This is a genomic window from Citrobacter amalonaticus (genome assembly GCF_018323885.1).
GTDB lineage: Bacteria > Pseudomonadota > Gammaproteobacteria > Enterobacterales > Enterobacteriaceae > Citrobacter_A > Citrobacter_A amalonaticus.
Genome location: NZ_AP024585.1, coordinates 443,294 through 468,081 on the forward strand (window position 1 = coordinate 443,294; position 24,788 = coordinate 468,081).

Genomic DNA, 24,788 nt, shown 5'->3' on the forward strand with positions numbered 1-24,788 from the left:
TAAATTGAACGCCTAAAAGATAAACGAGGAATCAAATGGCTCGTACAACACCCATCGCACGCTACCGTAACATCGGTATCAGTGCGCACATCGACGCCGGTAAAACCACTACTACCGAACGTATTCTGTTCTACACCGGTGTAAACCATAAAATCGGTGAAGTTCATGACGGCGCAGCCACCATGGACTGGATGGAGCAGGAGCAGGAACGTGGTATTACTATCACTTCCGCAGCGACTACTGCATTCTGGTCTGGTATGGCTAAGCAGTATGAACCGCATCGCGTAAACATCATCGACACCCCGGGGCACGTTGACTTCACTATCGAAGTAGAACGTTCCATGCGTGTTCTTGATGGTGCGGTAATGGTTTACTGCGCAGTTGGTGGTGTTCAGCCGCAGTCTGAAACCGTATGGCGTCAGGCAAACAAATATAAAGTTCCACGCATTGCGTTCGTTAACAAAATGGACCGTATGGGTGCGAACTTCCTGAAAGTTGTTGGTCAGATCAAAACCCGTCTGGGCGCGAACCCTGTTCCGCTGCAGCTGGCGATTGGCGCTGAAGAAGCGTTCACCGGTGTTGTTGACCTGGTGAAAATGAAAGCCATCAACTGGAACGAAGCAGATGCAGGCGTTACTTTCACTTACGAAGATATCCCGGCTGACATGCAGGAACTGGCTGAAGAATGGCACCAGAACCTGATCGAGTCCGCAGCGGAAGCTTCTGAAGAGCTGATGGAGAAATACCTGGGTGGTGAAGAACTGACTGAAGAAGAGATCAAAAAAGCTCTGCGTCAGCGCGTTCTGAACAACGAAATCATCCTGGTAACCTGTGGTTCTGCATTTAAGAACAAGGGTGTTCAGGCGATGCTGGATGCGGTAATTGATTACCTGCCATCCCCGGTTGACGTACCTGCGATCAACGGTATCCTGGACGACGGTAAAGACACGCCTGCTGAGCGTCACGCAAGCGACGAAGAGCCTTTCTCTGCACTGGCATTCAAAATCGCTACTGACCCGTTCGTGGGTAACCTGACCTTCTTCCGTGTGTACTCCGGTGTGGTTAACTCTGGTGATACCGTACTGAACTCCGTGAAAGCTGCACGTGAGCGTTTTGGTCGTATCGTTCAGATGCACGCTAACAAACGTGAAGAGATCAAAGAAGTTCGCGCGGGCGACATCGCTGCTGCGATCGGTTTGAAAGACGTAACCACTGGTGACACCCTGTGTGACCCGGATGCGCCGATCATTCTGGAGCGTATGGAATTCCCTGAGCCGGTAATCTCCATCGCCGTAGAACCGAAAACCAAAGCTGACCAGGAAAAAATGGGTCTGGCTCTGGGCCGTCTGGCTAAAGAAGACCCGTCATTCCGTGTATGGACTGACGAAGAATCTAACCAGACCATTATCGCCGGTATGGGTGAACTGCACCTCGACATCATCGTTGACCGTATGAAGCGTGAATTCAACGTTGAAGCGAACGTCGGTAAACCTCAGGTTGCTTACCGCGAAGCGATTCGTGCGAAAGTTACCGATATCGAAGGTAAACACGCCAAGCAGTCTGGTGGTCGCGGTCAGTATGGTCATGTTGTTATCGACATGTACCCGCTGGAGCCGGGTTCTAACCCGAAAGGCTACGAGTTCATCAACGACATTAAAGGTGGTGTAATCCCTGGCGAATACATCCCTGCCGTTGATAAAGGTATCCAGGAGCAGCTGAAAGCCGGTCCGCTGGCAGGTTACCCGGTTGTTGATATGGGTGTTCGTCTGCACTTCGGTTCTTACCATGACGTTGACTCCTCTGAACTGGCGTTTAAACTGGCTGCGTCTATTGCCTTTAAAGAAGGCTTTAAGAAAGCTAAACCAGTTCTGCTTGAGCCAATCATGAAGGTTGAGGTAGAAACGCCGGAAGAAAACACCGGTGATGTTATCGGTGACTTGAGCCGTCGTCGCGGTATGCTGCGCGGTCAGGAATCCGAAGTCACTGGCGTTAAGATCCACGCTGAAGTTCCGCTGTCTGAAATGTTCGGATATGCAACTCAGCTGCGTTCTCTGACCAAAGGTCGCGCATCATACACTATGGAATTCCTGAAGTATGATGATGCACCGAACAACGTTGCTCAGGCCGTAATCGAAGCCCGTGGTAAATAATCCACAGGATTAAAACCTAAGTCCCGTGCTCTCTCCACAAGGGGAGAGCGCTATAGTAAGGAATATAGCCGTGTCTAAAGAAAAATTTGAACGTACAAAACCGCACGTTAACGTCGGCACCATCGGCCACGTTGACCACGGTAAAACTACCCTGACTGCTGCAATCACTACCGTACTGGCTAAAACCTACGGCGGTGCTGCTCGTGCATTCGACCAGATCGATAACGCGCCGGAAGAAAAAGCTCGTGGTATCACCATCAACACTTCTCACGTTGAATATGACACCCCGACTCGCCACTACGCACACGTAGACTGCCCGGGCCACGCCGACTATGTTAAAAACATGATCACCGGTGCTGCGCAGATGGACGGCGCGATCCTGGTTGTTGCTGCGACTGACGGCCCGATGCCGCAGACTCGTGAGCACATCCTGCTGGGTCGTCAGGTAGGCGTTCCGTACATCATCGTGTTCCTGAACAAATGCGACATGGTTGATGACGAAGAGCTGCTGGAACTGGTAGAAATGGAAGTTCGCGAACTTCTGTCTCAGTACGATTTCCCGGGCGACGACACCCCGATCGTTCGTGGTTCTGCTCTGAAAGCGCTGGAAGGCGAAGCAGAGTGGGAAGCGAAAATCATCGAACTGGCTGGCTTCCTGGATTCTTACATCCCGGAACCAGAGCGTGCGATTGACAAGCCGTTCCTGCTGCCGATCGAAGACGTATTCTCCATCTCCGGTCGTGGTACCGTTGTTACCGGTCGTGTAGAACGCGGTATCATCAAAGTGGGCGAAGAAGTTGAAATCGTTGGTATCAAAGAGACTGCGAAGTCTACCTGTACCGGCGTTGAAATGTTCCGCAAACTGCTGGACGAAGGCCGTGCGGGTGAGAACGTTGGTGTTCTGCTGCGTGGTATCAAACGTGAAGAAATCGAACGTGGTCAGGTACTGGCTAAGCCGGGTTCCATCAAGCCGCACACCAAATTCGAATCTGAAGTGTACATCCTGTCCAAAGACGAAGGCGGCCGTCATACTCCGTTCTTCAAAGGCTACCGTCCGCAGTTCTACTTCCGTACAACTGACGTGACTGGCACCATCGAACTGCCGGAAGGCGTTGAGATGGTAATGCCGGGCGACAACATCAAAATGGTTGTTACCCTGATCCACCCGATCGCGATGGACGACGGTCTGCGTTTCGCAATCCGTGAAGGCGGCCGTACTGTAGGTGCGGGCGTTGTTGCTAAAGTAATGAGCTAATAATTACTCATTAGTTCTGCACTTAAAAAGGGCGCTTCGGCGCCCTTTTTGCTGCCCGTTATTTGTCTTGTCACATTTCTTCGCAATTTTAACTCCGCTCCCGTTACGCAGAGATAATTGTGCTATTGTAATTATAACTATTCTCATTTACACTTTGCGCAGAAATTGAACGGGAGCGATCATGTACGTTTGTTTGTGTAATGGTGTAAGTGATAAAAAAATTCGCCAGGCGGTACGTCAGTTTCATCCTCAATCCTTCCAGCAGTTACGCAAGTTTATTCCTGTGGGAAATCAATGCGGTAAATGCGTTCGTGCGGCACGCGAAGTCATGCAGGATGAATTAATGCAAATGCCAGAATTTAAAGAGATCGCCTGAGTCACACTCTTTTTTTTGACATCCCTGTAGCCCCATCTATGCTCTGGAGAGTGGAAGCGGAGGGACTATAAAATGAAAGGTGATGTTAAAATCATAAATTATCTCAATAAACTATTGGGAAATGAGCTTGTCGCGATCAACCAGTATTTTCTCCATGCACGTATGTTCAAAAATTGGGGCCTGACTCGCCTCAATGAGATCGAGTACCATGAATCCATCGATGAAATGAAACACGCGGATAAATATATTGAGCGTATTTTGTTTCTGGAAGGGATCCCGAACCTACAGGATCTCGGCAAATTGGGGATTGGCGAAGATGTCGAAGAGATGCTGCAGTCCGATCTTCGGTTAGAGCTCGAAGGGGCGAAAAACTTACGTGAAGCTATCGCCTATGCCGATACCGTTCATGATTATGTCAGCCGGGATATGATGATCGAAATCCTTGCGGATGAAGAAGGACATATCGACTGGCTGGAGACAGAACTGGATCTCATCTCGAAAATTGGCCTGCAAAATTATCTGCAGTCGCAAATCAAAGTGACCAGCTAATCGCCCCTGAGGTGAGACGACAATATCCGGTGATGAAACCCGCAGCTGCCAGAAATGGCCCAAAAGGCAGCGGGTTTTTTAATGCCGACTTTCCATGCACTATCCCCACAACCACGATACCGAAACACCCCAGTAGCGCCGCCCAAAAGACTAATGAAGGCAAAAACATCCACCCATGCCAGGCACCTAGTGCGGCAAGGAATTTCACATCACCATAGCCGAGTCCTTCTCGCTTACGAAGCAGCCAATAACTCCAGTAGATAAAGGCAAAGCTGGCGTAACCCGCGACGGCGCCCCATACGGCATCGGCAAGTTGTGTCGGGATGATGCACAGGTGAAAGATGAATCCACCCCACAGCAACGGGCAGGTAAACCGGTCCGGCAGTCGTCTGCTGCGCATATCGCAGAAACTCAGAGTTAAAGACAATGCGGTATACAGCAGCAGAAAGGGTAGGGCAGCAGACATCGTGTCATCCTCCATCAACCATGGCGTTACTTTAAAGAAGGTTGATAAGGGAGCAAGGCGCTATTATGGGTATTGCGGGATGCTTTCCAGTAAATCCGCTGCGTTTCTTTCACAACATACAATCCCGGAACCCTGTTCGCATTACGCGCGAAGTGTTTAATATCTACGCGACACTTGCTTCAGACTGATATTTGCGTATAATGCGCGGGCTTGTCTTAATTGACGGCAGGTTCGATCTGAACCTCGGATAGCCGATTTGGCTGTCTAACAATGCTCCCAATCGGGGAGCTACGTAAGAACGGTTACACTCTCCCATCAATCGTAATGGGTCTGAGGAGTAATCATTTTCGTTTATAAAATAATTGGAGCTCTGGTCTCATGCAGAACCAAAGAATCCGTATCCGCCTTAAAGCGTTTGATCATCGTCTGATCGATCAATCAACCGCGGAAATCGTCGAGACTGCTAAGCGCACTGGTGCGCAAGTCCGTGGTCCGATCCCGCTGCCGACCCGCAAAGAGCGTTTCACCGTTCTGATCTCTCCGCACGTCAACAAAGACGCGCGTGATCAGTACGAGATTCGTACTCACAAGCGTCTGGTTGACATCGTTGAGCCAACTGAAAAAACCGTTGATGCTCTGATGCGTCTGGACCTGGCTGCCGGTGTAGACGTGCAGATCAGCCTGGGTTAATCAGGTCATCGAGCGATTGAGAGGTTGATACAATGATTGGTTTAGTCGGTAAAAAAGTGGGTATGACCCGCATCTTCACTGAAGATGGCGTATCTATCCCAGTAACCGTAATCGAAGTTGAAGCAAACCGCGTTACTCAGGTTAAAGATCTGGCTAGCGATGGCTATCGTGCTATTCAGGTTACCACGGGTGCTAAAAAAGCTAACCGTGTAACCAAGCCGGAAGCTGGTCACTTTGCTAAAGCTGGCGTAGAAGCTGGCCGCGGCCTGTGGGAGTTCCGTCTGGCAGATGGTGAAGAATTCACTGTTGGTCAGAGCATTAGCGTTGAACTGTTTGCTGACGTTAAAAAAGTTGACGTAACCGGTACCTCTAAAGGTAAAGGTTTCGCAGGTACCGTTAAGCGCTGGAACTTCCGTACCCAGGACGCGACTCACGGTAACTCCTTGTCTCACCGCGTTCCGGGTTCTATCGGTCAGAACCAGACTCCGGGCAAAGTGTTCAAAGGCAAGAAAATGGCAGGCCAGATGGGTAACGAGCGTGTAACCGTTCAGAGCCTTGACGTAGTACGCGTTGACGCTGAGCGCAACCTGCTGCTGGTTAAAGGTGGTGTTCCGGGTGCGACCGGTTGCGACCTGATCGTTAAACCAGCTGTGAAGGCGTAAGGGGATAGCAATGGAATTAGTATTGAAAGACGCGCAGAGCGCGCTGACTGTTTCCGAAACTACCTTCGGTCGTGATTTCAACGAAGCGCTGGTTCACCAGGTTGTTGTTGCTTATGCAGCTGGTGCTCGTCAGGGTACTCGTGCTCAGAAGACTCGTGCTGAAGTAACTGGTTCAGGCAAAAAACCGTGGCGCCAGAAAGGTACCGGCCGTGCGCGTTCAGGTTCTATCAAGAGCCCGATCTGGCGTTCCGGTGGCGTAACCTTCGCTGCTCGTCCGCAGGACCACAGTCAAAAAGTAAACAAAAAGATGTACCGCGGCGCGCTGAAAAGCATTCTGTCCGAACTGGTACGTCAGGATCGTCTGATCGTTGTCGAGAAGTTCTCTGTAGAAGCGCCTAAAACTAAGCTGCTGGCACAGAAACTGAAAGACATGGCTCTGGAAGATGTGCTGATCATCACCGGTGAGCTGGACGAAAACCTGTTCCTGGCTGCGCGCAACCTGCACAAGGTTGACGTACGCGATGCAACTGGTATCGACCCGGTTAGCCTGATCGCCTTCGACAAAGTCGTAATGACTGCTGATGCTGTTAAGCAAGTTGAGGAGATGCTGGCATGATTCGTGAAGAACGTCTGCTGAAGGTGCTGCGTGCACCGCACGTTTCTGAAAAAGCGTCTACTGCGATGGAAAAAACTAACACCATCGTTCTCAAAGTTGCTAAAGACGCGACCAAAGCAGAGATCAAAGCTGCTGTGCAGAAACTGTTTGAAGTCGAAGTCGAAGTCGTTAACACCCTGGTTGTTAAAGGGAAAGTTAAACGTCACGGACAGCGTATCGGTCGTCGTAGCGACTGGAAAAAAGCTTACGTCACCCTGAAGGAAGGCCAGAATCTGGACTTCGTTGGCGGCGCTGAGTAAGTCGGAGGAGTAATACAATGGCAGTTGTTAAATGTAAACCGACATCTCCGGGTCGTCGCCACGTAGTTAAAGTGGTTAACCCTGAGCTGCACAAGGGCAAACCTTTTGCTCCGTTGCTGGAAAAAAACAGCAAATCCGGTGGTCGTAACAACAATGGCCGTATCACCACCCGTCATATCGGTGGTGGCCACAAGCAGGCATACCGTATTGTTGACTTCAAACGCAACAAAGATGGTATTCCGGCAGTTGTTGAACGTCTTGAGTACGATCCGAACCGTTCCGCGAACATCGCGCTGGTTCTGTACAAAGACGGTGAGCGCCGTTACATCCTGGCCCCTAAAGGCCTGAAAGCGGGCGACCAGATCCAATCTGGCGTTGATGCTGCAATCAAACCAGGCAACACCCTGCCGATGCGCAATATCCCGGTTGGTTCTACCGTTCATAACGTAGAAATGAAACCAGGTAAAGGCGGTCAGCTGGCACGTTCCGCTGGTACTTACGTTCAGATCGTTGCTCGTGATGGTGCTTATGTCACCCTGCGTCTGCGTTCTGGTGAAATGCGTAAAGTCGAAGCAGACTGCCGTGCAACTCTGGGCGAAGTTGGCAATGCTGAGCATATGCTGCGCGTTCTGGGTAAAGCAGGTGCTGCACGCTGGCGTGGTGTTCGTCCGACCGTTCGCGGTACCGCGATGAACCCAGTCGACCACCCACATGGTGGTGGTGAAGGTCGTAACTTTGGTAAGCACCCGGTAACTCCGTGGGGCGTTCAGACCAAAGGTAAGAAGACCCGCAGCAACAAGCGTACTGATAAATTCATCGTACGTCGCCGTAGCAAATAATTTTAGAGGATAAGCCATGCCACGTTCTCTCAAGAAAGGTCCTTTTATTGACCTGCACTTGCTGAAGAAGGTAGAGAAAGCGGTGGAAAGCGGAGACAAGAAGCCCCTGCGCACTTGGTCCCGTCGTTCAACGATCTTTCCTAACATGATCGGTTTGACCATCGCTGTCCATAATGGTCGTCAGCACGTTCCAGTATTTGTAACCGATGAAATGGTCGGTCACAAACTGGGTGAATTCGCACCGACTCGTACTTATCGCGGCCATGCTGCTGATAAAAAAGCGAAGAAGAAATAAGGTAGGAGGAAGAGATGGAAACTATCGCTAAACATCGCCATGCTCGTTCTTCTGCTCAGAAGGTTCGCCTTGTTGCTGACCTGATTCGCGGTAAGAAAGTGTCGCAGGCTCTGGATATTCTGACCTACACCAACAAGAAAGCGGCTGTACTGGTCAAGAAGGTACTGGAATCTGCCATTGCTAACGCTGAACACAACGATGGCGCTGACATTGACGATCTGAAAGTTACGAAAATTTTCGTAGACGAAGGCCCGAGCATGAAGCGCATTATGCCGCGTGCAAAAGGTCGTGCAGATCGCATCCTGAAGCGCACCAGCCACATCACTGTGGTTGTGTCCGATCGCTGAGACTCTGGAGACTAGCAATGGGTCAGAAAGTACATCCTAATGGTATTCGCCTGGGTATTGTAAAACCATGGAACTCTACCTGGTTTGCGAACACCAAAGAATTCGCTGACAACCTGGACAGCGATTTTAAAGTACGTCAGTACCTGACTAAGGAACTGGCTAAAGCGTCCGTATCTCGTATCGTTATCGAGCGTCCGGCTAAGAGCATCCGTGTGACTATTCACACTGCTCGCCCGGGTATCGTTATCGGTAAGAAAGGTGAAGACGTAGAAAAACTGCGTAAGGTCGTAGCGGATATCGCTGGCGTTCCTGCACAGATCAATATCGCCGAAGTTCGTAAACCTGAACTGGACGCAAAACTGGTTGCTGACAGCATCACTTCTCAGCTGGAACGTCGTGTTATGTTCCGTCGTGCGATGAAGCGTGCTGTACAGAACGCAATGCGTCTGGGCGCTAAAGGGATCAAAGTTGAAGTTAGCGGCCGTCTGGGCGGCGCGGAAATCGCACGTACCGAATGGTACCGCGAAGGTCGCGTACCGCTGCACACTCTGCGTGCTGACATCGACTACAACACCTCTGAAGCGCACACCACTTACGGTGTAATCGGCGTTAAGGTATGGATCTTCAAAGGCGAGATCCTGGGTGGTATGGCTGCTGTTGAACAACCGGAAAAACCGGCTGCTCAACCTAAAAAGCAGCAGCGTAAAGGCCGTAAATAAGGAGCGTCGCTGATGTTACAACCAAAGCGTACAAAATTCCGTAAAATGCACAAAGGCCGTAACCGCGGTCTGGCTGCTGGCGCGGATGTTAGCTTCGGCAGCTTCGGTCTGAAAGCTGTTGGCCGTGGTCGTCTGACTGCCCGTCAGATCGAAGCAGCACGTCGTGCTATGACCCGTGCAGTTAAGCGTCAAGGTAAGATCTGGATCCGTGTATTCCCGGACAAACCGATCACTGAAAAGCCGCTGGCAGTGCGTATGGGTAAAGGTAAAGGTAACGTGGAGTATTGGGTTGCCTTGATTCAGCCGGGTAAAGTCCTGTATGAAATGGACGGCGTACCGGAAGAGCTGGCCCGTGAAGCATTCAAGCTGGCAGCAGCGAAACTGCCGATTAAAACCACCTTTGTAACTAAGACGGTGATGTAATGAAAGCAAAAGAGCTGCGTGAGAAGAGTGTTGAAGAGCTGAACACCGAGCTGCTGAACCTGCTGCGTGAGCAGTTCAACCTGCGTATGCAGGCTGCAAGTGGCCAGCTGCAACAGTCTCACCTGTTGAAGCAAGTGCGTCGTGATGTCGCACGCGTTAAGACTTTACTGACTGAGAAGGCGGGTGCGTAATGACCGATAAAATCCGTACTCTGCAAGGTCGCGTTGTTAGCGACAAAATGGATAAATCCATTGTTGTTGCTATCGAACGTTTTGTGAAACACCCGATCTACGGTAAATTCATTAAGCGTACGACCAAACTGCACGTACATGACGAGAACAACGAATGCGGTATCGGCGACAAGGTTGAAATCCGTGAATGCCGTCCGCTGTCCAAGACTAAGTCCTGGACGCTGGTTCGCGTTGTAGAGAAAGCGGTTCTGTAATACAGTACGCGTTCTCAACGAATAAACGGCTCAGCGATGGGCCGTTTATTTTTTCTACCCATATCCTGAGAGCGGTGTTATAATGCCGCGCCCTCGATATGGGGCTTTTTTAACGACCTGATTTCGGGTCTCAGTAGTAGTTGACATTAGCGGAGCACTAAAATGATCCAAGAACAGACTATGCTGAACGTCGCCGACAACTCCGGTGCACGTCGCGTAATGTGTATCAAGGTTCTGGGTGGCTCGCACCGTCGCTACGCAGGCGTAGGCGACATCATCAAGATCACCATCAAAGAAGCAATTCCGCGTGGTAAGGTCAAAAAAGGTGATGTGCTGAAGGCGGTAGTGGTGCGCACCAAGAAGGGTGTTCGTCGCCCGGACGGTTCTGTCATTCGCTTCGATGGTAATGCATGCGTTATTTTAAACAATAACAGCGAGCAGCCTATCGGTACGCGTATTTTTGGGCCGGTAACTCGTGAACTTCGCAACGAGAAGTTCATGAAAATTATCTCTCTGGCACCAGAAGTACTCTAAGGAGCGAATCATGGCAGCGAAAATCCGTCGTGATGACGAAGTTATCGTGTTAACCGGTAAAGATAAAGGTAAACGCGGTAAAGTTAAGAATGTCCTGTCTTCCGGCAAGGTCATCGTTGAAGGTATCAACCTGGTTAAGAAACACCAGAAGCCAGTTCCGGCTCTGAACCAACCAGGCGGCATTGTAGAGAAAGAAGCAGCTATTCAGATCTCTAACATTGCAATCTTCAATGCGGCAACCGGCAAGGCTGACCGTGTAGGCTTTAGATTCGAAGACGGCAAAAAAGTCCGTTTCTTCAAGTCTAACAGCGAAACTATCAAGTAATTTGGAGTAGTACGATGGCGAAACTGCATGATTACTACAAAGACGAAGTAGTTAATAAACTCATGACTGAGTTTAACTACAATTCTGTCATGCAAGTCCCTCGGGTCGAGAAGATCACCCTGAACATGGGTGTTGGTGAAGCGATCGCTGACAAGAAACTGCTGGATAATGCAGCAGCTGATCTGACAGCAATCTCCGGTCAAAAGCCGTTGATCACCAAAGCACGCAAATCTGTTGCAGGCTTCAAAATCCGTCAGGGCTATCCGATCGGCTGTAAAGTAACTCTGCGTGGCGAACGCATGTGGGAGTTCTTTGAGCGCCTGATCACTATTGCTGTACCGCGTATCCGTGACTTCCGTGGCTTGTCCGCTAAGTCATTCGACGGTCGTGGTAACTACAGCATGGGTGTCCGTGAGCAGATCATCTTCCCAGAAATCGACTACGATAAAGTCGACCGCGTTCGTGGTTTGGATATTACCATTACCACTACTGCGAAATCTGACGAAGAAGGCCGTGCTCTGCTGGCTGCCTTTGACTTCCCGTTCCGCAAGTAAGGTAGGGTTACTGAATGGCTAAGCAATCAATGAAAGCACGCGAAGTAAAACGCGTAGCTTTAGCTGATAAATACTTCGCGAAACGCGCTGAACTGAAAGCGATCATCTCTGATGTGAACGCTTCCGACGAAGATCGTTGGAACGCTGTTCTTAAGCTGCAGTCTCTGCCGCGTGATTCCAGCCCGTCTCGTCAGCGTAACCGCTGCCGTCAAACAGGTCGTCCACATGGTTATGTGGGCAAGTTCGGGTTGAGCCGTATCAAGCTACGTGAAGCCGCTATGCGCGGTGAAGTACCAGGCTTGAAAAAGGCTAGCTGGTAATTGTCACCAATTGAATCACGGGAGTAAAGACAGATGAGCATGCAAGATCCGATCGCGGATATGCTGACCCGTATCCGTAACGGTCAGGCCGCGAACAAAGCTGCGGTCACCATGCCTTCCTCCAAGCTGAAAGTGGCAATTGCCAACGTGCTGAAGGAAGAAGGTTTTATTGAAGATTTTAAAGTTGAAGGCGACACCAAGCCGGAACTGGAACTGACTCTTAAGTATTTCCAGGGTAAAGCTGTTGTAGAAAGCATTCAGCGTGTCAGTCGCCCAGGTCTGCGCATCTATAAACGTAAAGATGAGCTGCCGAAAGTTATGGCGGGTCTGGGTATCGCGGTTGTTTCTACCTCTAAAGGTGTTATGACTGATCGTGCAGCGCGCCAGGCTGGTCTTGGTGGCGAAATTATCTGCTACGTAGCCTAATCGGAGGAAAAAATGTCTCGTGTTGCTAAAGCACCGGTCGTTGTTCCTGCCGGCGTTGATGTAAAAATCAACGGTCAGGTTATTACGATCAAAGGTAAAAACGGCGAGCTGACTCGTACTCTCAACGATGCTGTTGAAGTTAAACATGCAGATAATGCACTGACCTTCGGTCCGCGTGATGGTTACGTAGACGGTTGGGCTCAGGCTGGTACCGCGCGTGCCCTGCTGAACTCAATGGTTATCGGTGTTACCGAAGGCTTCACTAAGAAGCTGCAGCTGGTTGGTGTAGGTTATCGTGCAGCGGTTAAAGGGAACGTAGTAAACCTGTCATTAGGTTTCTCACACCCGGTTGACCATCAGCTGCCGGCAGGGATTACTGCAGAATGTCCGACTCAAACTGAAATCGTGCTGAAAGGCGCTGATAAGCAGGTGATCGGCCAGGTTGCAGCAGATCTGCGTGCCTACCGTCGTCCTGAGCCTTACAAAGGCAAGGGTGTTCGTTACGCCGACGAAGTCGTGCGTACCAAAGAGGCTAAGAAGAAGTAAGGTAACACTATGGATAAGAAATCTGCTCGTATCCGTCGTGCGACCCGCGCACGCCGCAAGCTCAAAGAGCTGGGCGCAACTCGCCTGGTGGTACATCGTACCCCGCGTCATATTTACGCACAGGTAATTGCACCGAACGGTTCTGAAGTTCTGGTAGCTGCTTCTACTGTAGAAAAAGCTATCGCTGAACAACTGAAGTACACCGGTAACAAAGACGCGGCTGCAGCTGTGGGTAAAGCTGTCGCTGAACGCGCTCTGGAAAAAGGCATCAAAGATGTGTCCTTTGACCGTTCCGGGTTCCAATATCATGGTCGTGTCCAGGCACTGGCAGATGCTGCCCGTGAAGCTGGCCTTCAGTTCTAAGGTAGAGGTGTAAGATGGCTCACATCGAAAAACAAGCTGGCGAACTGCAGGAAAAGCTGATCGCGGTAAACCGCGTATCTAAAACCGTAAAAGGTGGTCGTATTTTCTCCTTCACAGCTCTGACTGTAGTAGGCGATGGTAACGGTCGCGTTGGTTTTGGTTACGGTAAAGCGCGTGAAGTTCCAGCAGCGATCCAGAAAGCGATGGAAAAAGCCCGTCGCAATATGATTAACGTCGCGCTGAACAACGGCACCCTGCAACACCCGGTTAAAGGTGTTCACACGGGTTCTCGTGTATTCATGCAGCCAGCTTCCGAAGGTACCGGTATCATCGCCGGTGGTGCAATGCGCGCCGTTCTGGAAGTTGCTGGAGTTCATAACGTTCTGGCTAAAGCATATGGTTCCACCAACCCGATCAACGTGGTTCGTGCAACTATTGATGGCCTGGAAAATATGAATTCTCCAGAAATGGTCGCTGCCAAGCGTGGTAAATCCGTTGAAGAAATTCTGGGGAAATAAACCATGGCAAAGACTATTAAAATTACTCAAACCCGCAGTGCAATCGGTCGTCTGCCGAAACACAAGGCAACGCTGCTTGGCCTGGGTCTGCGTCGTATTGGTCACACCGTAGAGCGCGAGGATACTCCTGCTGTTCGTGGTATGGTCAACGCGGTTTCCTTCATGGTTAAAGTTGAGGAGTAAGAGATGCGTTTAAATACTCTGTCTCCGGCCGAAGGCTCCAAAAAGGCGGGTAAACGCCTGGGTCGTGGTATCGGTTCTGGCCTCGGTAAAACCGGTGGTCGTGGTCACAAAGGTCAGAAGTCTCGTTCTGGCGGTGGCGTACGTCGCGGTTTCGAGGGTGGTCAGATGCCTCTGTACCGTCGTCTGCCGAAATTCGGCTTCACTTCTCGCAAAGCAGCGATTACAGCCGAAGTTCGTCTGTCTGACCTGGCGAAAGTGGAAGGCGGTGTTGTAGACCTGAACACGCTGAAAGCGGCTAACATTATCGGTATCCAGATCGAGTTCGCGAAAGTGATCCTGGCTGGTGAAGTCACTACTCCGGTAACTGTTCGTGGTCTGCGTGTTACTAAAGGCGCTCGTGCTGCTATCGAAGCTGCTGGCGGTAAAATCGAGGAATAAGTAGCAGATGGCTAAACAACCGGGATTAGATTTTCAAAGTGCCAAAGGTGGCTTAGGCGAGCTGAAACGCAGACTGCTGTTTGTTATCGGTGCGCTTATCGTGTTCCGTATTGGCTCTTTCATTCCGATCCCTGGTATTGATGCCGCTGTACTTGCCAAACTGCTTGAGCAACAGCGAGGCACCATCATTGAAATGTTTAACATGTTCTCTGGTGGTGCTCTCAGCCGTGCTTCTATCTTTGCCCTGGGTATTATGCCGTATATTTCGGCATCAATTATTATCCAGCTGCTGACGGTGGTTCACCCAACGCTGGCAGAAATCAAGAAAGAAGGGGAGTCTGGTCGTCGTAAGATCAGCCAGTACACCCGCTACGGTACTCTGGTGTTGGCCATATTCCAGTCGATCGGTATTGCTACCGGTCTGCCGAATATGCCTGGTATGCAAGGTCTGGTGATGAATCCAGGCTTTGCATTCTACTTCACCGCTGTTGTCAGTCTGGTCACAGGGACGATGTTCCTGATGTGGTTGGGCGAACAGATTACTGAACGTGGTATCGGTAACGGTATCTCGATCATTATCTTCGCCGGTATTGTCGCGGGCCTCCCGCCAGCCATTGCCCATACTATCGAGCAAGCGCGTCAAGGCGACCTGCACTTCCTCGTGTTGCTGTTGGTTGCAGTATTAGTATTTGCAGTGACGTTCTTTGTTGTATTTGTTGAGCGTGGTCAACGCCGCATTGTGGTAAACTACGCTAAACGTCAGCAAGGTCGTCGTGTCTATGCTGCACAGAGCACACATTTACCGCTGAAAGTGAATATGGCGGGGGTAATCCCGGCAATCTTCGCTTCCAGTATTATTCTGTTCCCGGCAACCATCGCGTCATGGTTCGGGGGCGGTACTGGTTGGAACTGGCTGACAACAATTTCGCTGTATTTGCAGCCTGGGCAACCGCTTTATGTGTTACTCTATGCGTCTGCAATCATCTTCTTCTGTTTCTTCTACACGGCGTTGGTCTTCAACCCGCGTGAAACAGCAGATAACCTGAAGAAGTCCGGTGCATTTGTACCAGGAATTCGTCCGGGAGAGCAAACGGCGAAGTATATCGATAAAGTAATGACCCGCCTGACCTTGGTCGGTGCGCTCTACATTACCTTTATCTGCCTGATCCCGGAGTTCATGCGTGATGCAATGAAAGTACCGTTCTACTTCGGTGGGACCTCACTGCTTATCGTTGTTGTCGTGATTATGGACTTTATGGCTCAAGTGCAAACTCTGATGATGTCTAGTCAGTACGAGTCTGCATTGAAGAAGGCGAACCTGAAAGGCTACGGCCGATAATTGGTCGCCCGAGAAGTTACGGAGAGTAAAAATGAAAGTTCGTGCTTCCGTCAAGAAATTATGCCGTAACTGCAAGATCGTTAAGCGTGATGGTGTCATCCGTGTGATTTGCAGTGCCGAGCCGAAGCATAAACAGCGCCAAGGCTGATTTATTCGCATATTTTTCTTGCAAAGTTGGGTTGAGCTGGCTAGATTAGCCAGCCAATCTTTTGTATGTCTGTACGTTTCCATTTGAGTATCCTGAAAACGGGCTTTTCAGCATGGTGCGTACATATTAAATAGTAGGAGTGCATAGTGGCCCGTATAGCAGGCATTAACATTCCTGATCAAAAACATGCTGTGATCGCGTTAACGTCGATCTACGGCATCGGTAAGACCCGTTCTAAAGCCATCCTGGCTGCAGCGGGTATCGCTGAAAATGTTAAGATCAGTGAGCTGTCTGAAGGACAAATCGACACGCTGCGTGACGAAGTTGCCAAATTTGTCGTTGAAGGTGATCTGCGCCGTGAAATCAGCATGAGCATCAAGCGCCTGATGGATCTTGGTTGCTATCGCGGTTTGCGTCATCGTCGTGGTCTGCCAGTGCGCGGTCAGCGTACTAAGACCAACGCACGTACCCGTAAGGGTCCGCGCAAACCGATCAAGAAATAATCGGGGTGATTGAATAATGGCAAAGGCACCAATTCGTGCACGTAAACGTGTAAGAAAACAAGTCTCTGACGGCGTGGCTCATATCCATGCTTCTTTCAACAACACCATCGTGACTATCACTGATCGTCAGGGTAACGCGCTGGGTTGGGCAACAGCCGGTGGTTCCGGTTTCCGTGGTTCTCGCAAATCTACTCCGTTCGCAGCTCAGGTTGCAGCAGAGCGTTGCGCTGACGCCGTAAAAGAATACGGCATCAAGAATCTGGAAGTTATGGTTAAAGGTCCGGGTCCAGGCCGCGAATCTACTATTCGTGCTCTGAACGCCGCTGGTTTCCGCATCACTAATATTACTGATGTGACTCCGATCCCTCATAACGGTTGTCGTCCGCCGAAAAAACGTCGCGTATAACGCTTCGTTTTCCAGGTTAGTTGGAGATAGAAAATGGCAAGATATTTGGGTCCTAAGCTCAAGCTGAGCCGTCGTGAGGGCACCGACTTATTCCTTAAGTCTGGCGTTCGCGCGATCGATACCAAGTGTAAAATTGAACAAGCTCCTGGCCAGCACGGTGCGCGTAAACCGCGTCTGTCTGACTATGGTGTGCAGTTGCGTGAAAAGCAAAAAGTTCGCCGTATCTACGGTGTGCTGGAGCGTCAGTTCCGTAACTACTACAAAGAAGCAGCACGTCTGAAAGGCAACACCGGTGAAAACCTGTTGGCTCTGCTGGAAGGTCGTCTGGACAACGTTGTATACCGTATGGGCTTCGGCGCCACTCGTGCAGAAGCACGTCAGCTGGTTAGCCATAAAGCGATTATGGTAAACGGTCGTGTTGTTAACATCGCTTCTTATCAGGTTAGTCCGAATGACGTTGTTAGCATTCGTGAGAAAGCGAAGAAGCAGTCTCGCGTGAAAGCCGCTCTGGAGCTGGCTGAGCAGCGTGAAAAGCCAACCTGGCTGGAAGTTGATGCTGGCAAGATGGAAGGTACGTACAAGCGTAAGCCTGAGCGTTCTGATCTGTCTGCGGACATTAACGAACACCTGATCGTCGAGCTTTACTCCAAGTAAAGCTTAGTACCAAAGAGAGGACACAATGCAGGGTTCTGTGACAGAGTTTCTAAAACCGCGCCTGGTAGATATCGAGCAAGTGAGTTCGACGCACGCCAAGGTGACCCTTGAGCCTTTAGAGCGTGGCTTCGGCCATACTCTGGGTAACGCACTGCGCCGTATTCTGCTCTCATCGATGCCGGGTTGCGCGGTGACCGAGGTTGAGATTGATGGTGTACTACATGAGTACAGCACCAAAGAAGGCGTTCAGGAAGATATCCTTGAAATCCTGCTCAACCTGAAAGGGCTGGCGGTGAGAGTTCAGGGTAAAGATGAAGTTATTCTTACCTTGAATAAATCTGGCATTGGCCCTGTGACTGCAGCCGACATTACCCATGACGGGGATGTCGAAATCGTCAAGCCGCAGCACGTGATCTGCCACCTGACCGATGAGAACGCGTCTATTAGCATGCGTATCAAAGTTCAGCGCGGTCGTGGTTATGTGCCGGCTTCTACCCGAATTCATTCGGAAGAAGATGAGCGCCCAATCGGCCGTCTGCTGGTCGACGCATGCTACAGCCCTGTAGAGCGTATTGCCTACAATGTTGAAGCAGCGCGTGTAGAACAGCGTACCGACCTGGACAAGCTGGTCATCGAAATGGAAACCAACGGCACAATCGATCCTGAAGAGGCGATTCGTCGTGCGGCGACCATTCTGGCAGAACAACTGGAAGCTTTCGTTGATTTACGTGATGTACGTCAGCCGGAAGTGAAAGAAGAGAAACCAGAATTCGATCCGATCCTGCTGCGCCCTGTTGACGATCTGGAATTGACTGTCCGCTCTGCTAACTGCCTTAAAGCAGAAGCTATCCACTATATCGGTGATCTGGTACAGCGTACTGAGGTTGAGCTTCTTAAGACGCCTAACCTTGGTAAAAAATCTCTTACTGAGATTAAAGACGTGCTGGCTTCCCGTGGACTGTCTCTGGGCATGCGCCTGGAAAACTGGCCACCGGCAAGCATCGCTGACGAGTAACCGGATCACAGGTTAAGGTTTTACTGAGAAGGATAAGGTCATGCGCCATCGTAAGAGTGGTCGTCAACTGAACCGCAACAGCAGCCATCGCCAGGCTATGTTCCGCAACATGGCAGGTTCACTGGTTCGTCATGAAATCATCAAGACGACCCTGCCTAAAGCGAAAGAGCTGCGTCGCGTAGTTGAGCCGCTGATTACTCTTGCCAAGACTGATAGCGTAGCTAATCGTCGTCTGGCATTCGCCCGCACTCGTGATAACGAGATCGTGGCAAAACTGTTTAACGAGCTGGGCCCGCGTTTCGCGAGCCGCGCCGGTGGTTACACTCGCATTCTGAAGTGTGGCTTCCGTGCAGGCGACAATGCGCCGATGGCATACATCGAGCTGGTTGATCGCTCTGAGTCGAAAGCAGAAGCTGCTGCAGAGTAATCTGTAGTAACGTAAAAAAACCCGCCTCGGCGGGTTTTTTTATATCCGCAGCACCCCCACTTATCTACAATATCTGTACTCTTTTTGTTCATCCCCTGGAGTCATTATGTGGTTACTGGACCAGTGGGCAGAGCGTCATATCATCGATGCACAAAGAAAAGGTGAGTTTGAAGATCTTCGCGGTGCTGGCCAACCGTTGGTGCTGGATGATGATTCACATGTGCCTGATGAGCTACGTGCCGGTTATCGCTTACTGAAGAACGCAGGCTGTCTCCCACCCGAACTGGAGCAGCGGAAAGAAGCCATCCAGTTGTTGGATCTGCTGAAAGGCCTGCGGCAGGATGATCCGCAGTATCAGGAAGTGAGTCGGCGTTTGTCACTGCTGGAACTGAAGCTGCGGCAGTCCGGTCTGAGCACGGAATTTTTACGCGCTGAGTATGCTGATAAGTTGCTGCATAAAATTAACGATAATTAATGGAGTGGACATGTATCGAATTGGTGAGTTAGCAAAGCTGGCGGAAGTGACCCCTGATACGATCCGCTACTATGAAAAGCAGCAGATGATGGAGCATGAGGTGCGCACTGAAGGCGGTTTCCGGTTATATACGGAAAAGGATCTTCAACGGCTTAAATTCATCCGCTATGCCCGACAGCTTGGCTTTACCCTTGAGTCGATCCGTGAATTGTTATCGATCCGTATCGATCCTGAACATCATACCTGTCAGGAATCCAAAGGGATCGTGCAGGACAGGCTGAAAGAAGTTGAAGCTCGTATTGCCGAACTGCAAAGCATGCAGCGTTCATTGCAGCGTTTGAACGATGCCTGCTGTGGCACTGCGCATAGCAGTGTGTACTGCTCAATTCTGGAAGCTCTTGAACAAGGAGCCAGTGGAGTGGCGTCGGGCTGTTGATTTATCAGACAGGTGGGACTACACTCCCGCCGTTAAACTACAAACTGGAGTTATTATGAGTCGTTATCAGCATACGAAAGGGCAGATAAAGGACAATGCCATTGAGGCATTATTACATGACCCGCTATTCAGACAGCGTGTTGAAAAGAATAAGAAAGGGAAAGGGAGTTATTTACGTAAAGGCAAACACGGTAACCGGGGTAACTGGGAGGCCAGTGGCAAGAAAGTGAATCACTTTTTTACCACTGGCCTTCTGCTTTCTGCGGTCTGTTAAGAACGATTATTCTGTTCTTTCAGCAGGTCGCGGATCTCAGTAAGCAAGACTTCTTCTTTCGTCGGTGCAGGTGCAGCCGCCGGCTCTTCTTTCTTACGATTGAGTTTGTTAATGAGCTTAATTGCCATGAAAATAGCAAAGGCGACAATCACAAAGTCGAAGATATTCTGAATAAACACGCCATAATGCATCACAACGGCCGGGATATCTCCCTGCGCATCACGCAATGTGACGGCAAACTGTTTAAAATCGATCCCACCAATTAACAAACCCAGCGGCGGCATAATGATATCGGCAACCAGTGACGATACAATTTTACCGAACGCCGCACCGATAATGACACCCACTGCCAAATCGACAACATTCCCGCGCATCGCGAATTCGCGAAACTCTTTAATAATGCTCATTATATTCTCCCTATGCAGCTGACGTTAATAAGTTTAACAAATGTTAAGGCATTTGCCATTTAAGTATTGAGATTAAGATTATGAATTAAGCCTTGATAAATCAGGGGATTAAAAAGGGTGCAAACAATGCACCCTTCAATGTTAAAGGAAGAAAGGACTTGGCTGGAATAAGCGTTCGACGTCGGTAATAAACTTTTTATCCGTCAGGAACATAATGACGTGATCGCCTTGTTCGATGCGTAAGTTGTCATTAGCAATCATCACATCGTTACCACGCACGACAGCACCAATAATCGTGCCTGGCGGCAGTTTGATTTCGTCGATGACTCGGCCGACAACGCGTGAGGTGCTTTCATCGCCGTGAGCGACAGCTTCAATCGCTTCTGCGACGCCACGGCGTAATGAAGAGACGCCAACAATGTCCGCTTTTCGCACATGGCTAAGGAGAGCCGAGATGGTTGCTTGCTGGGGAGAGATCGCGATATCGATCACGCTACCCTGAACAAGATCGACATAAGCGCGGCGTTGAATCAACACCATCACCTTTTTCGCCCCCATGCGCTTAGCCAACATCGCTGACATGATGTTAGCTTCATCGTCGTTGGTAACGGCAATAAACAGATCGACCTGATCGATATGCTCTTCGGCCAGCAATTCTTGATCAGAGGCGTCGCCAAAAAAGACGATCGTATTCTGAAGTTTTTCGGCCAGCTCGGCAGCGCGCTGTTGATCGCGTTCGATCAATTTCACGCTGTAATCTTTTTCCAGACGATGCGCCAGACCTGCCCCGATGTTACCGCCGCCAACCAGCATGATGCGTTTGTAAGGCTTTTCGAGGCGTTGCAGTTCGCTCATCACCGCACGAATGTGCTGGGAAGCGGCAATAAAGAAGACTTCGTCGCCCGCTTCGACAATGGTGGAGCCCTGTGGGCGGATCGGTCTGTCGTGACGGAAAATCGCCGCAACGCGGGTATCGATATGCGGCATATGCTCCCGCATCGTTGAGAGCGCATTCCCGATCAGTGGGCCACCGTAATAGGCTTTTACGACGGCAAGGCTCACTTTGCCTTCTGCGAAATTGACGACCTGTAATGCGCCTGGATATTCGATCAGGCGGTAAATGCTGTCGATGACCAGTTGTTCGGGCGCGATCAGGTGATCGATAGGTACGGCTTCTGAGTGGAACAGCTTGTCCGCATCACGGACATAATCGGGAGAGCGGATACGGGCGATTCGGTTCGGCGTATTAAACAGCGAATAAGCCACCTGGCAGGCAACCATGTTCGTTTCATCAGAACTGGTCACGGCAACCAGCATATCCGCATCATCCGCCCCGGCTTCACGCAGCACGCGTGGGTGCGAGCCGTGTCCCTGAACGACACGCAGATCGAACTTATCCTGCAGGCTGCGCAGGCGTTCACCGTTGGTATCCACTACGGTAATGTCGTTGTTCTCGCCGACCAGGTTCTCTGCCAGCGTTCCACCCACCTGTCCTGCGCCCAGAATGATTATTTTCATCAGTCGTGACCCGTTATCCCATCACTTTTTGATTAGCTTAGCGTAAAAGAAGCCATCACCGTCTTCTGCACCCGGCAGATTTTGAAGACCCGGCATTTCGGGTGTGCCTGTCTCGCTCAGCATGGCATCCGTCGTACGCTGTAAGAAGGCGTGAACCTGCTGACTGTTCTCTTCCGGCAAAACGGAACAGGTGGCATAGACCAGCGTGCCGCCGGATTTCAGATGCGGCCAGACGGCATCAAGAATTTCAGCCTGTAGCTTTGCCAGTTCGGTAATATCACGATCGCGGCGAAGCCATTTGATATCCGGGTGACGACGGATAACTCCGGTTGCAGAGCAGGGGGCATCTAACAGGATACGATCAAACTGCTGCTCGCCGCACCATTGTGCAGGGAAACGCCCATCACCCTGCTTAACCGCCGCTTTCATCCCAAGACGTTTCAGGTTGTCATAAACGCGGGAGAGTCGTTGTTCATCCACATCAACTGCCAGCACGTTTGCTTCGGGAGCCGCTTCGAGGATGTGGGTGGTTTTACCGCCTGGTGCTGCACACAGATCTAAAATGTGTTCGCCGTTTTGCGGAGCAAGGAAGGCCACGCACCCCTGAGCAGAGGCGTCCTGAACGGTGACCCATCCTTCATCGAACCCAGGAAGCGTATGGACCGGTGCTGCTGTTTCCAGACGGATGGCATCGGGATAGTCGGGATGAGTGAAACCTTTCATCCCGGCGTTTTCGAGCAATGCCAGCCAGCTGTCGCGCGTATGGTGTATGCGATTCACACGTAGCCACATCGGGGGGCGCTGATTGTTGGCATCAATAATCGCTTCCCATTGGGTGGGGTACGCCTTTTGCAGGCGTTTAAGTAGCCAGCCAGGGTGCAGAAAACGCGCGTCGCTGCTGGCGAATTCCGCGAGCAGTACTTTTTGTTGACGCTGGAACTGACGCAGAACACCGTTTATTAGCCCCTTAAGCTGCGGGCGCTTTATCGCTACGGCACCTTCGACCGTTTCCGCCAGCGCTGCATGTGGAGGAATTCGGGTATGCAGTAATTGATAGAATCCCACCATTATCAGGTAATGCACGGTGCGCTGTTTTCCCGTCATTGGGCGGGACATCAGTTTGTTGATCAACCAGTCGAGTTGCGACAGCGTACGCAGAACCCCAAAACAGAGTTCCTGTAGCAGCGCTTTGTCTTTATCGGAGACTTTTTGTTGTAGCGGCGGCAGGACATTGCTCAGTGAATGCCCTTGCTCGACGACCTGTTCAACGGCCTGCGCCGCCATACTGCGTAAGTTAAGTTTCTTATTCATAACCGCAAAAATAAAAAGGCCCGGTAACACCGGGCGTTATCAGAAGTGACCGTCAGACCAGACGGTTGCCAGGAATGAACCATTCCCGACGTGAATTCAGAAGATCCTGGGCGCTCATCGCTTTTTTCCCGGCGGGTTGCAATGAGAGCAGGTTCAGGACTCCATTGCCGGTCGCGACCTGAATGCCTTGTTTCGTGGCGTCAAGGATGGTTCCCGGTTCTGCCAGCGTCGGCGTCGCTATTACGGATGCCTGCCAGACTTTTACCGGCTGGCCGTCAATTTCCAGCCAGCTCATTGGCCAGGGATTGAATGCGCGAATGCAACGTTCCAGTTGTGTCGCAGAAAGCGACCAGTCGATGCGCGCTTCTTCTTTACTGAGCTTTTCTGCGTGAGTGACTAGCGATTCATCCTGCACTTGCGGATTTGCACGGCCCTCAGCTAACTGCTTCAGCGTTTCGATCAGCCCCTGCGGACCAAGATCCGCCAGCTTGTCGTACAGCGTGCCGCTGGTGTCTTTCGCGGTGATGGGGCAGGCGAGCTTATAGAGCATATCGCCCGTATCGAGACCCACGTCCATTTGCATAATGGTCACGCCCGTTTCGGCGTCCCCAGCCCAAAGAGAACGTTGAATGGGCGCCGCGCCGCGCCAGCGCGGCAGCAGCGAACCGTGGACGTTAATGCAGCCGAGACGCGGCATATCCAGCACGGCTTTCGGCAGAATCAGACCATACGCGACGACGACCATAACATCTGCATTCAGGTCAGAAACCAGGTGCTGGTTTTCCTGCGGGCGCAAGGAAACGGGTTGGAAAACCGGTATGCCTTTTACCTCTGCCAGCACTTTTACCGGGCTCGGCATCAGTTTTTTTCCCCGACCTGCCGGGCGATCGGGCTGGGTAAATACCCCGACGACGTGATGTTCAGAAGACAACAGCGCGTCAAGATGACGCGCTGCAAAGTCAGGTGTACCCGCAAAAATAATACGTAGTGAGTCTGACACGGTGATTCTTGTCCTTAAGCTCGTGCGTTCAGGCGGTCGAGTTTCTCAACTTTCTGACGAATACGTTGCTGCTTCAGCGGTGACAAATAATCGATAAACAGTTTACCGACCAGGTGATCCATCTCGTGCTGAATACAGATAGCCAGCAGGCCGTCGGCTTCCAGTTCAAACGGTTTACCCTCGCGATCGAGCGCGCGAACTTTCACTTTCTCAGCACGCGGCACTAAAGCACGCTGTTCCGGAATAGACAGACAACCTTCTTCAATACCGGTCTCGCCTTCTTTTTCCAGCAGTTCCGGGTTAATTAACACCAGGCGTTCGTCACGATTTTCCGACACGTCAATGACGATAATCCGCTGATGAATATCAACCTGCGTTGCTGCGAGGCCAATACCTTCTTCCGCGTACATCGTCTCAAACATATCATCGACGATACGCTGAATTTCTGCATTCACTTCTTCTACCGGCTTTGCGACTTTGCGAAGGCGCTCGTCCGGAATATGTAACACTTGCAAAACTGACATAGTTATCCAGAGT

Annotated in this window: 41 protein-coding genes; 35 read left to right on the top strand and 6 right to left on the bottom strand. The window is 50.9% G+C overall.

The window, feature by feature from the left end:
* Positions 1–35: 35 nt before the first annotated feature.
* The 4 genes from fusA to bfr all read left to right on the top strand — a co-directional run bounded on the left by fusA (position 36) and on the right by bfr (position 4,330).
* Positions 36–2,150, top strand: a complete 2,115-nt coding sequence (fusA, locus tag KI228_RS02095) for an elongation factor G (RefSeq protein ID WP_042322790.1) — start codon at positions 36–38, stop codon at positions 2,148–2,150.
* Between the two features lie 70 nt (positions 2,151–2,220).
* Positions 2,221–3,405 (top strand): elongation factor Tu, encoded by a 1,185-nt coding sequence (gene tuf / locus KI228_RS02100; RefSeq protein ID WP_003031109.1) that lies wholly within the window; start codon positions 2,221–2,223, stop codon positions 3,403–3,405.
* A 181-nt stretch (positions 3,406–3,586) separates the two neighbouring features.
* Positions 3,587–3,781 (top strand): bacterioferritin-associated ferredoxin, encoded by a 195-nt coding sequence (gene bfd / locus KI228_RS02105; protein ID WP_012135433.1) that lies wholly within the window; start codon positions 3,587–3,589, stop codon positions 3,779–3,781.
* Positions 3,782–3,853: 72 nt separating this feature from the next.
* Entirely contained in the window at positions 3,854–4,330 is a 477-nt protein-coding gene (gene bfr, locus KI228_RS02110) for a bacterioferritin (RefSeq protein WP_042998380.1), read from the top strand.
* Here the strand turns inward: bfr and KI228_RS02115 are convergent.
* The gene (locus tag KI228_RS02115; protein ID WP_042998379.1) at positions 4,314–4,796 is read right to left on the bottom strand and encodes a prepilin peptidase; all 483 of its coding nucleotides are present in this window, start codon (positions 4,794–4,796) and stop codon (positions 4,314–4,316) included. The genes bfr and KI228_RS02115 overlap by 17 nt on opposite strands.
* 378 nt (positions 4,797–5,174) lie before the next feature.
* Between KI228_RS02115 and rpsJ the strand changes: the two genes are divergently transcribed.
* From rpsJ to arfA, 31 genes are all read left to right on the top strand, one after another.
* Complete coding sequence (gene rpsJ / locus KI228_RS02120; protein ID WP_001181005.1) at positions 5,175–5,486, top strand: 30S ribosomal protein S10; 312 nt, start codon at positions 5,175–5,177, stop codon at positions 5,484–5,486.
* A 32-nt stretch (positions 5,487–5,518) separates the two neighbouring features.
* Positions 5,519–6,148 carry a 50S ribosomal protein L3 gene (gene rplC, locus KI228_RS02125; RefSeq protein ID WP_042998378.1) on the top strand — a complete coding sequence of 210 codons (630 nt, stop codon included), beginning with the start codon at positions 5,519–5,521 and terminating at the stop codon, positions 6,146–6,148.
* 10 nt (positions 6,149–6,158) lie between these two features.
* A complete protein-coding gene (rplD, locus tag KI228_RS02130; protein WP_000424395.1) occupies positions 6,159–6,764 on the top strand; it encodes a 50S ribosomal protein L4 in 606 nt (201 codons plus the stop codon).
* Positions 6,761–7,063, top strand: a complete 303-nt coding sequence (gene rplW, locus KI228_RS02135) for a 50S ribosomal protein L23 (protein WP_000617546.1) — start codon at positions 6,761–6,763, stop codon at positions 7,061–7,063. The genes rplD and rplW overlap by 4 nt, the downstream gene beginning before the upstream one ends.
* Positions 7,064–7,080: 17 nt before the next feature.
* Positions 7,081–7,902 carry a 50S ribosomal protein L2 gene (gene rplB / locus KI228_RS02140; protein ID WP_000301864.1) on the top strand — a complete coding sequence of 274 codons (822 nt, stop codon included), beginning with the start codon at positions 7,081–7,083 and terminating at the stop codon, positions 7,900–7,902.
* A 16-nt stretch (positions 7,903–7,918) separates the two neighbouring features.
* Entirely contained in the window at positions 7,919–8,197 is a 279-nt protein-coding gene (gene rpsS, locus KI228_RS02145; RefSeq protein WP_001138117.1) for a 30S ribosomal protein S19, read from the top strand.
* 14 nt (positions 8,198–8,211) lie between these two features.
* A complete protein-coding gene (rplV, locus tag KI228_RS02150) occupies positions 8,212–8,544 on the top strand; it encodes a 50S ribosomal protein L22 (protein ID WP_000447529.1) in 333 nt (110 codons plus the stop codon).
* A 17-nt stretch (positions 8,545–8,561) separates the two neighbouring features.
* Complete coding sequence (gene rpsC / locus KI228_RS02155) at positions 8,562–9,263, top strand: 30S ribosomal protein S3 (RefSeq protein ID WP_000529945.1); 702 nt, start codon at positions 8,562–8,564, stop codon at positions 9,261–9,263.
* A 12-nt stretch (positions 9,264–9,275) separates the two neighbouring features.
* Entirely contained in the window at positions 9,276–9,686 is a 411-nt protein-coding gene (gene rplP, locus KI228_RS02160; RefSeq protein WP_000941208.1) for a 50S ribosomal protein L16, read from the top strand.
* Entirely contained in the window at positions 9,686–9,877 is a 192-nt protein-coding gene (gene rpmC / locus KI228_RS02165; RefSeq protein WP_000644742.1) for a 50S ribosomal protein L29, read from the top strand. Before rplP ends, rpmC begins: the two co-directional genes overlap by 1 nt.
* Positions 9,877–10,131, top strand: coding sequence for a 30S ribosomal protein S17 (rpsQ, locus tag KI228_RS02170; RefSeq protein WP_141227374.1), 255 nt, complete (start codon positions 9,877–9,879; stop codon positions 10,129–10,131). Before rpmC ends, rpsQ begins: the two co-directional genes overlap by 1 nt.
* A gap of 162 nt (positions 10,132–10,293) precedes the next feature.
* Positions 10,294–10,665, top strand: a complete 372-nt coding sequence (gene rplN / locus KI228_RS02175) for a 50S ribosomal protein L14 (protein ID WP_000613954.1) — start codon at positions 10,294–10,296, stop codon at positions 10,663–10,665.
* Positions 10,666–10,675: 10 nt separating this feature from the next.
* Positions 10,676–10,990 carry a 50S ribosomal protein L24 gene (gene rplX / locus KI228_RS02180; RefSeq protein WP_015962742.1) on the top strand — a complete coding sequence of 105 codons (315 nt, stop codon included), beginning with the start codon at positions 10,676–10,678 and terminating at the stop codon, positions 10,988–10,990.
* A 14-nt stretch (positions 10,991–11,004) separates the two neighbouring features.
* Positions 11,005–11,544 carry a 50S ribosomal protein L5 gene (rplE, locus tag KI228_RS02185; protein ID WP_001096206.1) on the top strand — a complete coding sequence of 180 codons (540 nt, stop codon included), beginning with the start codon at positions 11,005–11,007 and terminating at the stop codon, positions 11,542–11,544.
* Positions 11,545–11,558: 14 nt separating this feature from the next.
* The gene (gene rpsN, locus KI228_RS02190) at positions 11,559–11,864 is read left to right on the top strand and encodes a 30S ribosomal protein S14 (RefSeq protein ID WP_001118929.1); all 306 of its coding nucleotides are present in this window, start codon (positions 11,559–11,561) and stop codon (positions 11,862–11,864) included.
* A 33-nt stretch (positions 11,865–11,897) separates the two neighbouring features.
* Positions 11,898–12,290 carry a 30S ribosomal protein S8 gene (gene rpsH / locus KI228_RS02195; RefSeq protein WP_000062611.1) on the top strand — a complete coding sequence of 131 codons (393 nt, stop codon included), beginning with the start codon at positions 11,898–11,900 and terminating at the stop codon, positions 12,288–12,290.
* A 12-nt stretch (positions 12,291–12,302) separates the two neighbouring features.
* Positions 12,303–12,836 carry a 50S ribosomal protein L6 gene (rplF, locus tag KI228_RS02200; protein WP_012135817.1) on the top strand — a complete coding sequence of 178 codons (534 nt, stop codon included), beginning with the start codon at positions 12,303–12,305 and terminating at the stop codon, positions 12,834–12,836.
* Positions 12,837–12,845: 9 nt separating this feature from the next.
* Complete coding sequence (rplR, locus tag KI228_RS02205; protein WP_000358956.1) at positions 12,846–13,199, top strand: 50S ribosomal protein L18; 354 nt, start codon at positions 12,846–12,848, stop codon at positions 13,197–13,199.
* Between the two features lie 14 nt (positions 13,200–13,213).
* Positions 13,214–13,717 (top strand): 30S ribosomal protein S5, encoded by a 504-nt coding sequence (gene rpsE, locus KI228_RS02210; protein ID WP_000940121.1) that lies wholly within the window; start codon positions 13,214–13,216, stop codon positions 13,715–13,717.
* A gap of 3 nt (positions 13,718–13,720) precedes the next feature.
* Positions 13,721–13,900 (top strand): 50S ribosomal protein L30, encoded by a 180-nt coding sequence (gene rpmD / locus KI228_RS02215; RefSeq protein WP_001140434.1) that lies wholly within the window; start codon positions 13,721–13,723, stop codon positions 13,898–13,900.
* Between the two features lie 3 nt (positions 13,901–13,903).
* Positions 13,904–14,338, top strand: coding sequence for a 50S ribosomal protein L15 (gene rplO, locus KI228_RS02220; protein WP_001238917.1), 435 nt, complete (start codon positions 13,904–13,906; stop codon positions 14,336–14,338).
* A 7-nt stretch (positions 14,339–14,345) separates the two neighbouring features.
* A complete protein-coding gene (gene secY / locus KI228_RS02225) occupies positions 14,346–15,677 on the top strand; it encodes a preprotein translocase subunit SecY (RefSeq protein ID WP_001118864.1) in 1,332 nt (443 codons plus the stop codon).
* Positions 15,678–15,708: 31 nt separating this feature from the next.
* Positions 15,709–15,825, top strand: a complete 117-nt coding sequence (gene rpmJ / locus KI228_RS02230; protein ID WP_000868187.1) for a 50S ribosomal protein L36 — start codon at positions 15,709–15,711, stop codon at positions 15,823–15,825.
* 146 nt (positions 15,826–15,971) lie between these two features.
* Positions 15,972–16,328, top strand: coding sequence for a 30S ribosomal protein S13 (rpsM, locus tag KI228_RS02235; protein ID WP_012908431.1), 357 nt, complete (start codon positions 15,972–15,974; stop codon positions 16,326–16,328).
* A 16-nt stretch (positions 16,329–16,344) separates the two neighbouring features.
* Positions 16,345–16,734: a 30S ribosomal protein S11 gene (rpsK, locus tag KI228_RS02240; RefSeq protein ID WP_001029684.1), complete on the top strand. Its 390-nt coding sequence runs from the start codon at positions 16,345–16,347 to the stop codon at positions 16,732–16,734.
* 33 nt (positions 16,735–16,767) lie between these two features.
* Positions 16,768–17,388, top strand: coding sequence for a 30S ribosomal protein S4 (gene rpsD, locus KI228_RS02245; RefSeq protein ID WP_000135226.1), 621 nt, complete (start codon positions 16,768–16,770; stop codon positions 17,386–17,388).
* Positions 17,389–17,413: 25 nt separating this feature from the next.
* Positions 17,414–18,403 (top strand): DNA-directed RNA polymerase subunit alpha, encoded by a 990-nt coding sequence (locus tag KI228_RS02250; protein ID WP_001162094.1) that lies wholly within the window; start codon positions 17,414–17,416, stop codon positions 18,401–18,403.
* A 40-nt stretch (positions 18,404–18,443) separates the two neighbouring features.
* Complete coding sequence (gene rplQ, locus KI228_RS02255; protein WP_001216372.1) at positions 18,444–18,830, top strand: 50S ribosomal protein L17; 387 nt, start codon at positions 18,444–18,446, stop codon at positions 18,828–18,830.
* 106 nt (positions 18,831–18,936) lie between these two features.
* The gene (locus KI228_RS02260; RefSeq protein WP_044265318.1) at positions 18,937–19,305 is read left to right on the top strand and encodes a DnaJ family domain-containing protein; all 369 of its coding nucleotides are present in this window, start codon (positions 18,937–18,939) and stop codon (positions 19,303–19,305) included.
* Between the two features lie 10 nt (positions 19,306–19,315).
* Complete coding sequence (gene zntR / locus KI228_RS02265) at positions 19,316–19,741, top strand: Zn(2+)-responsive transcriptional regulator (RefSeq protein WP_044257546.1); 426 nt, start codon at positions 19,316–19,318, stop codon at positions 19,739–19,741.
* A 55-nt stretch (positions 19,742–19,796) separates the two neighbouring features.
* The gene (gene arfA / locus KI228_RS02270; protein WP_042998373.1) at positions 19,797–20,015 is read left to right on the top strand and encodes an alternative ribosome-rescue factor ArfA; all 219 of its coding nucleotides are present in this window, start codon (positions 19,797–19,799) and stop codon (positions 20,013–20,015) included.
* On the opposite strand, the gene mscL is transcribed toward arfA, so the two are convergent.
* The 5 genes from mscL to def all read right to left on the bottom strand — a co-directional run bounded on the left by mscL (position 20,012) and on the right by def (position 24,775).
* Entirely contained in the window at positions 20,012–20,422 is a 411-nt protein-coding gene (mscL, locus tag KI228_RS02275; RefSeq protein WP_042326268.1) for a large-conductance mechanosensitive channel protein MscL, read from the bottom strand. The genes arfA and mscL overlap by 4 nt on opposite strands.
* Before the next feature lie 141 nt (positions 20,423–20,563).
* On the bottom strand, positions 20,564–21,940 hold the full coding sequence (gene trkA, locus KI228_RS02280) for a Trk system potassium transporter TrkA (RefSeq protein ID WP_042998372.1): 1,377 nt from the start codon (positions 21,938–21,940) through the stop codon (positions 20,564–20,566).
* Between the two features lie 21 nt (positions 21,941–21,961).
* Positions 21,962–23,251, bottom strand: coding sequence for a 16S rRNA (cytosine(967)-C(5))-methyltransferase RsmB (gene rsmB, locus KI228_RS02285; RefSeq protein WP_054177421.1), 1,290 nt, complete (start codon positions 23,249–23,251; stop codon positions 21,962–21,964).
* Between the two features lie 52 nt (positions 23,252–23,303).
* A complete protein-coding gene (gene fmt / locus KI228_RS02290; RefSeq protein ID WP_061069305.1) occupies positions 23,304–24,251 on the bottom strand; it encodes a methionyl-tRNA formyltransferase in 948 nt (315 codons plus the stop codon).
* Between the two features lie 14 nt (positions 24,252–24,265).
* Complete coding sequence (def, locus tag KI228_RS02295) at positions 24,266–24,775, bottom strand: peptide deformylase (RefSeq protein ID WP_042326273.1); 510 nt, start codon at positions 24,773–24,775, stop codon at positions 24,266–24,268.
* Between the last annotated feature and the right edge of the window lie 13 nt (positions 24,776–24,788).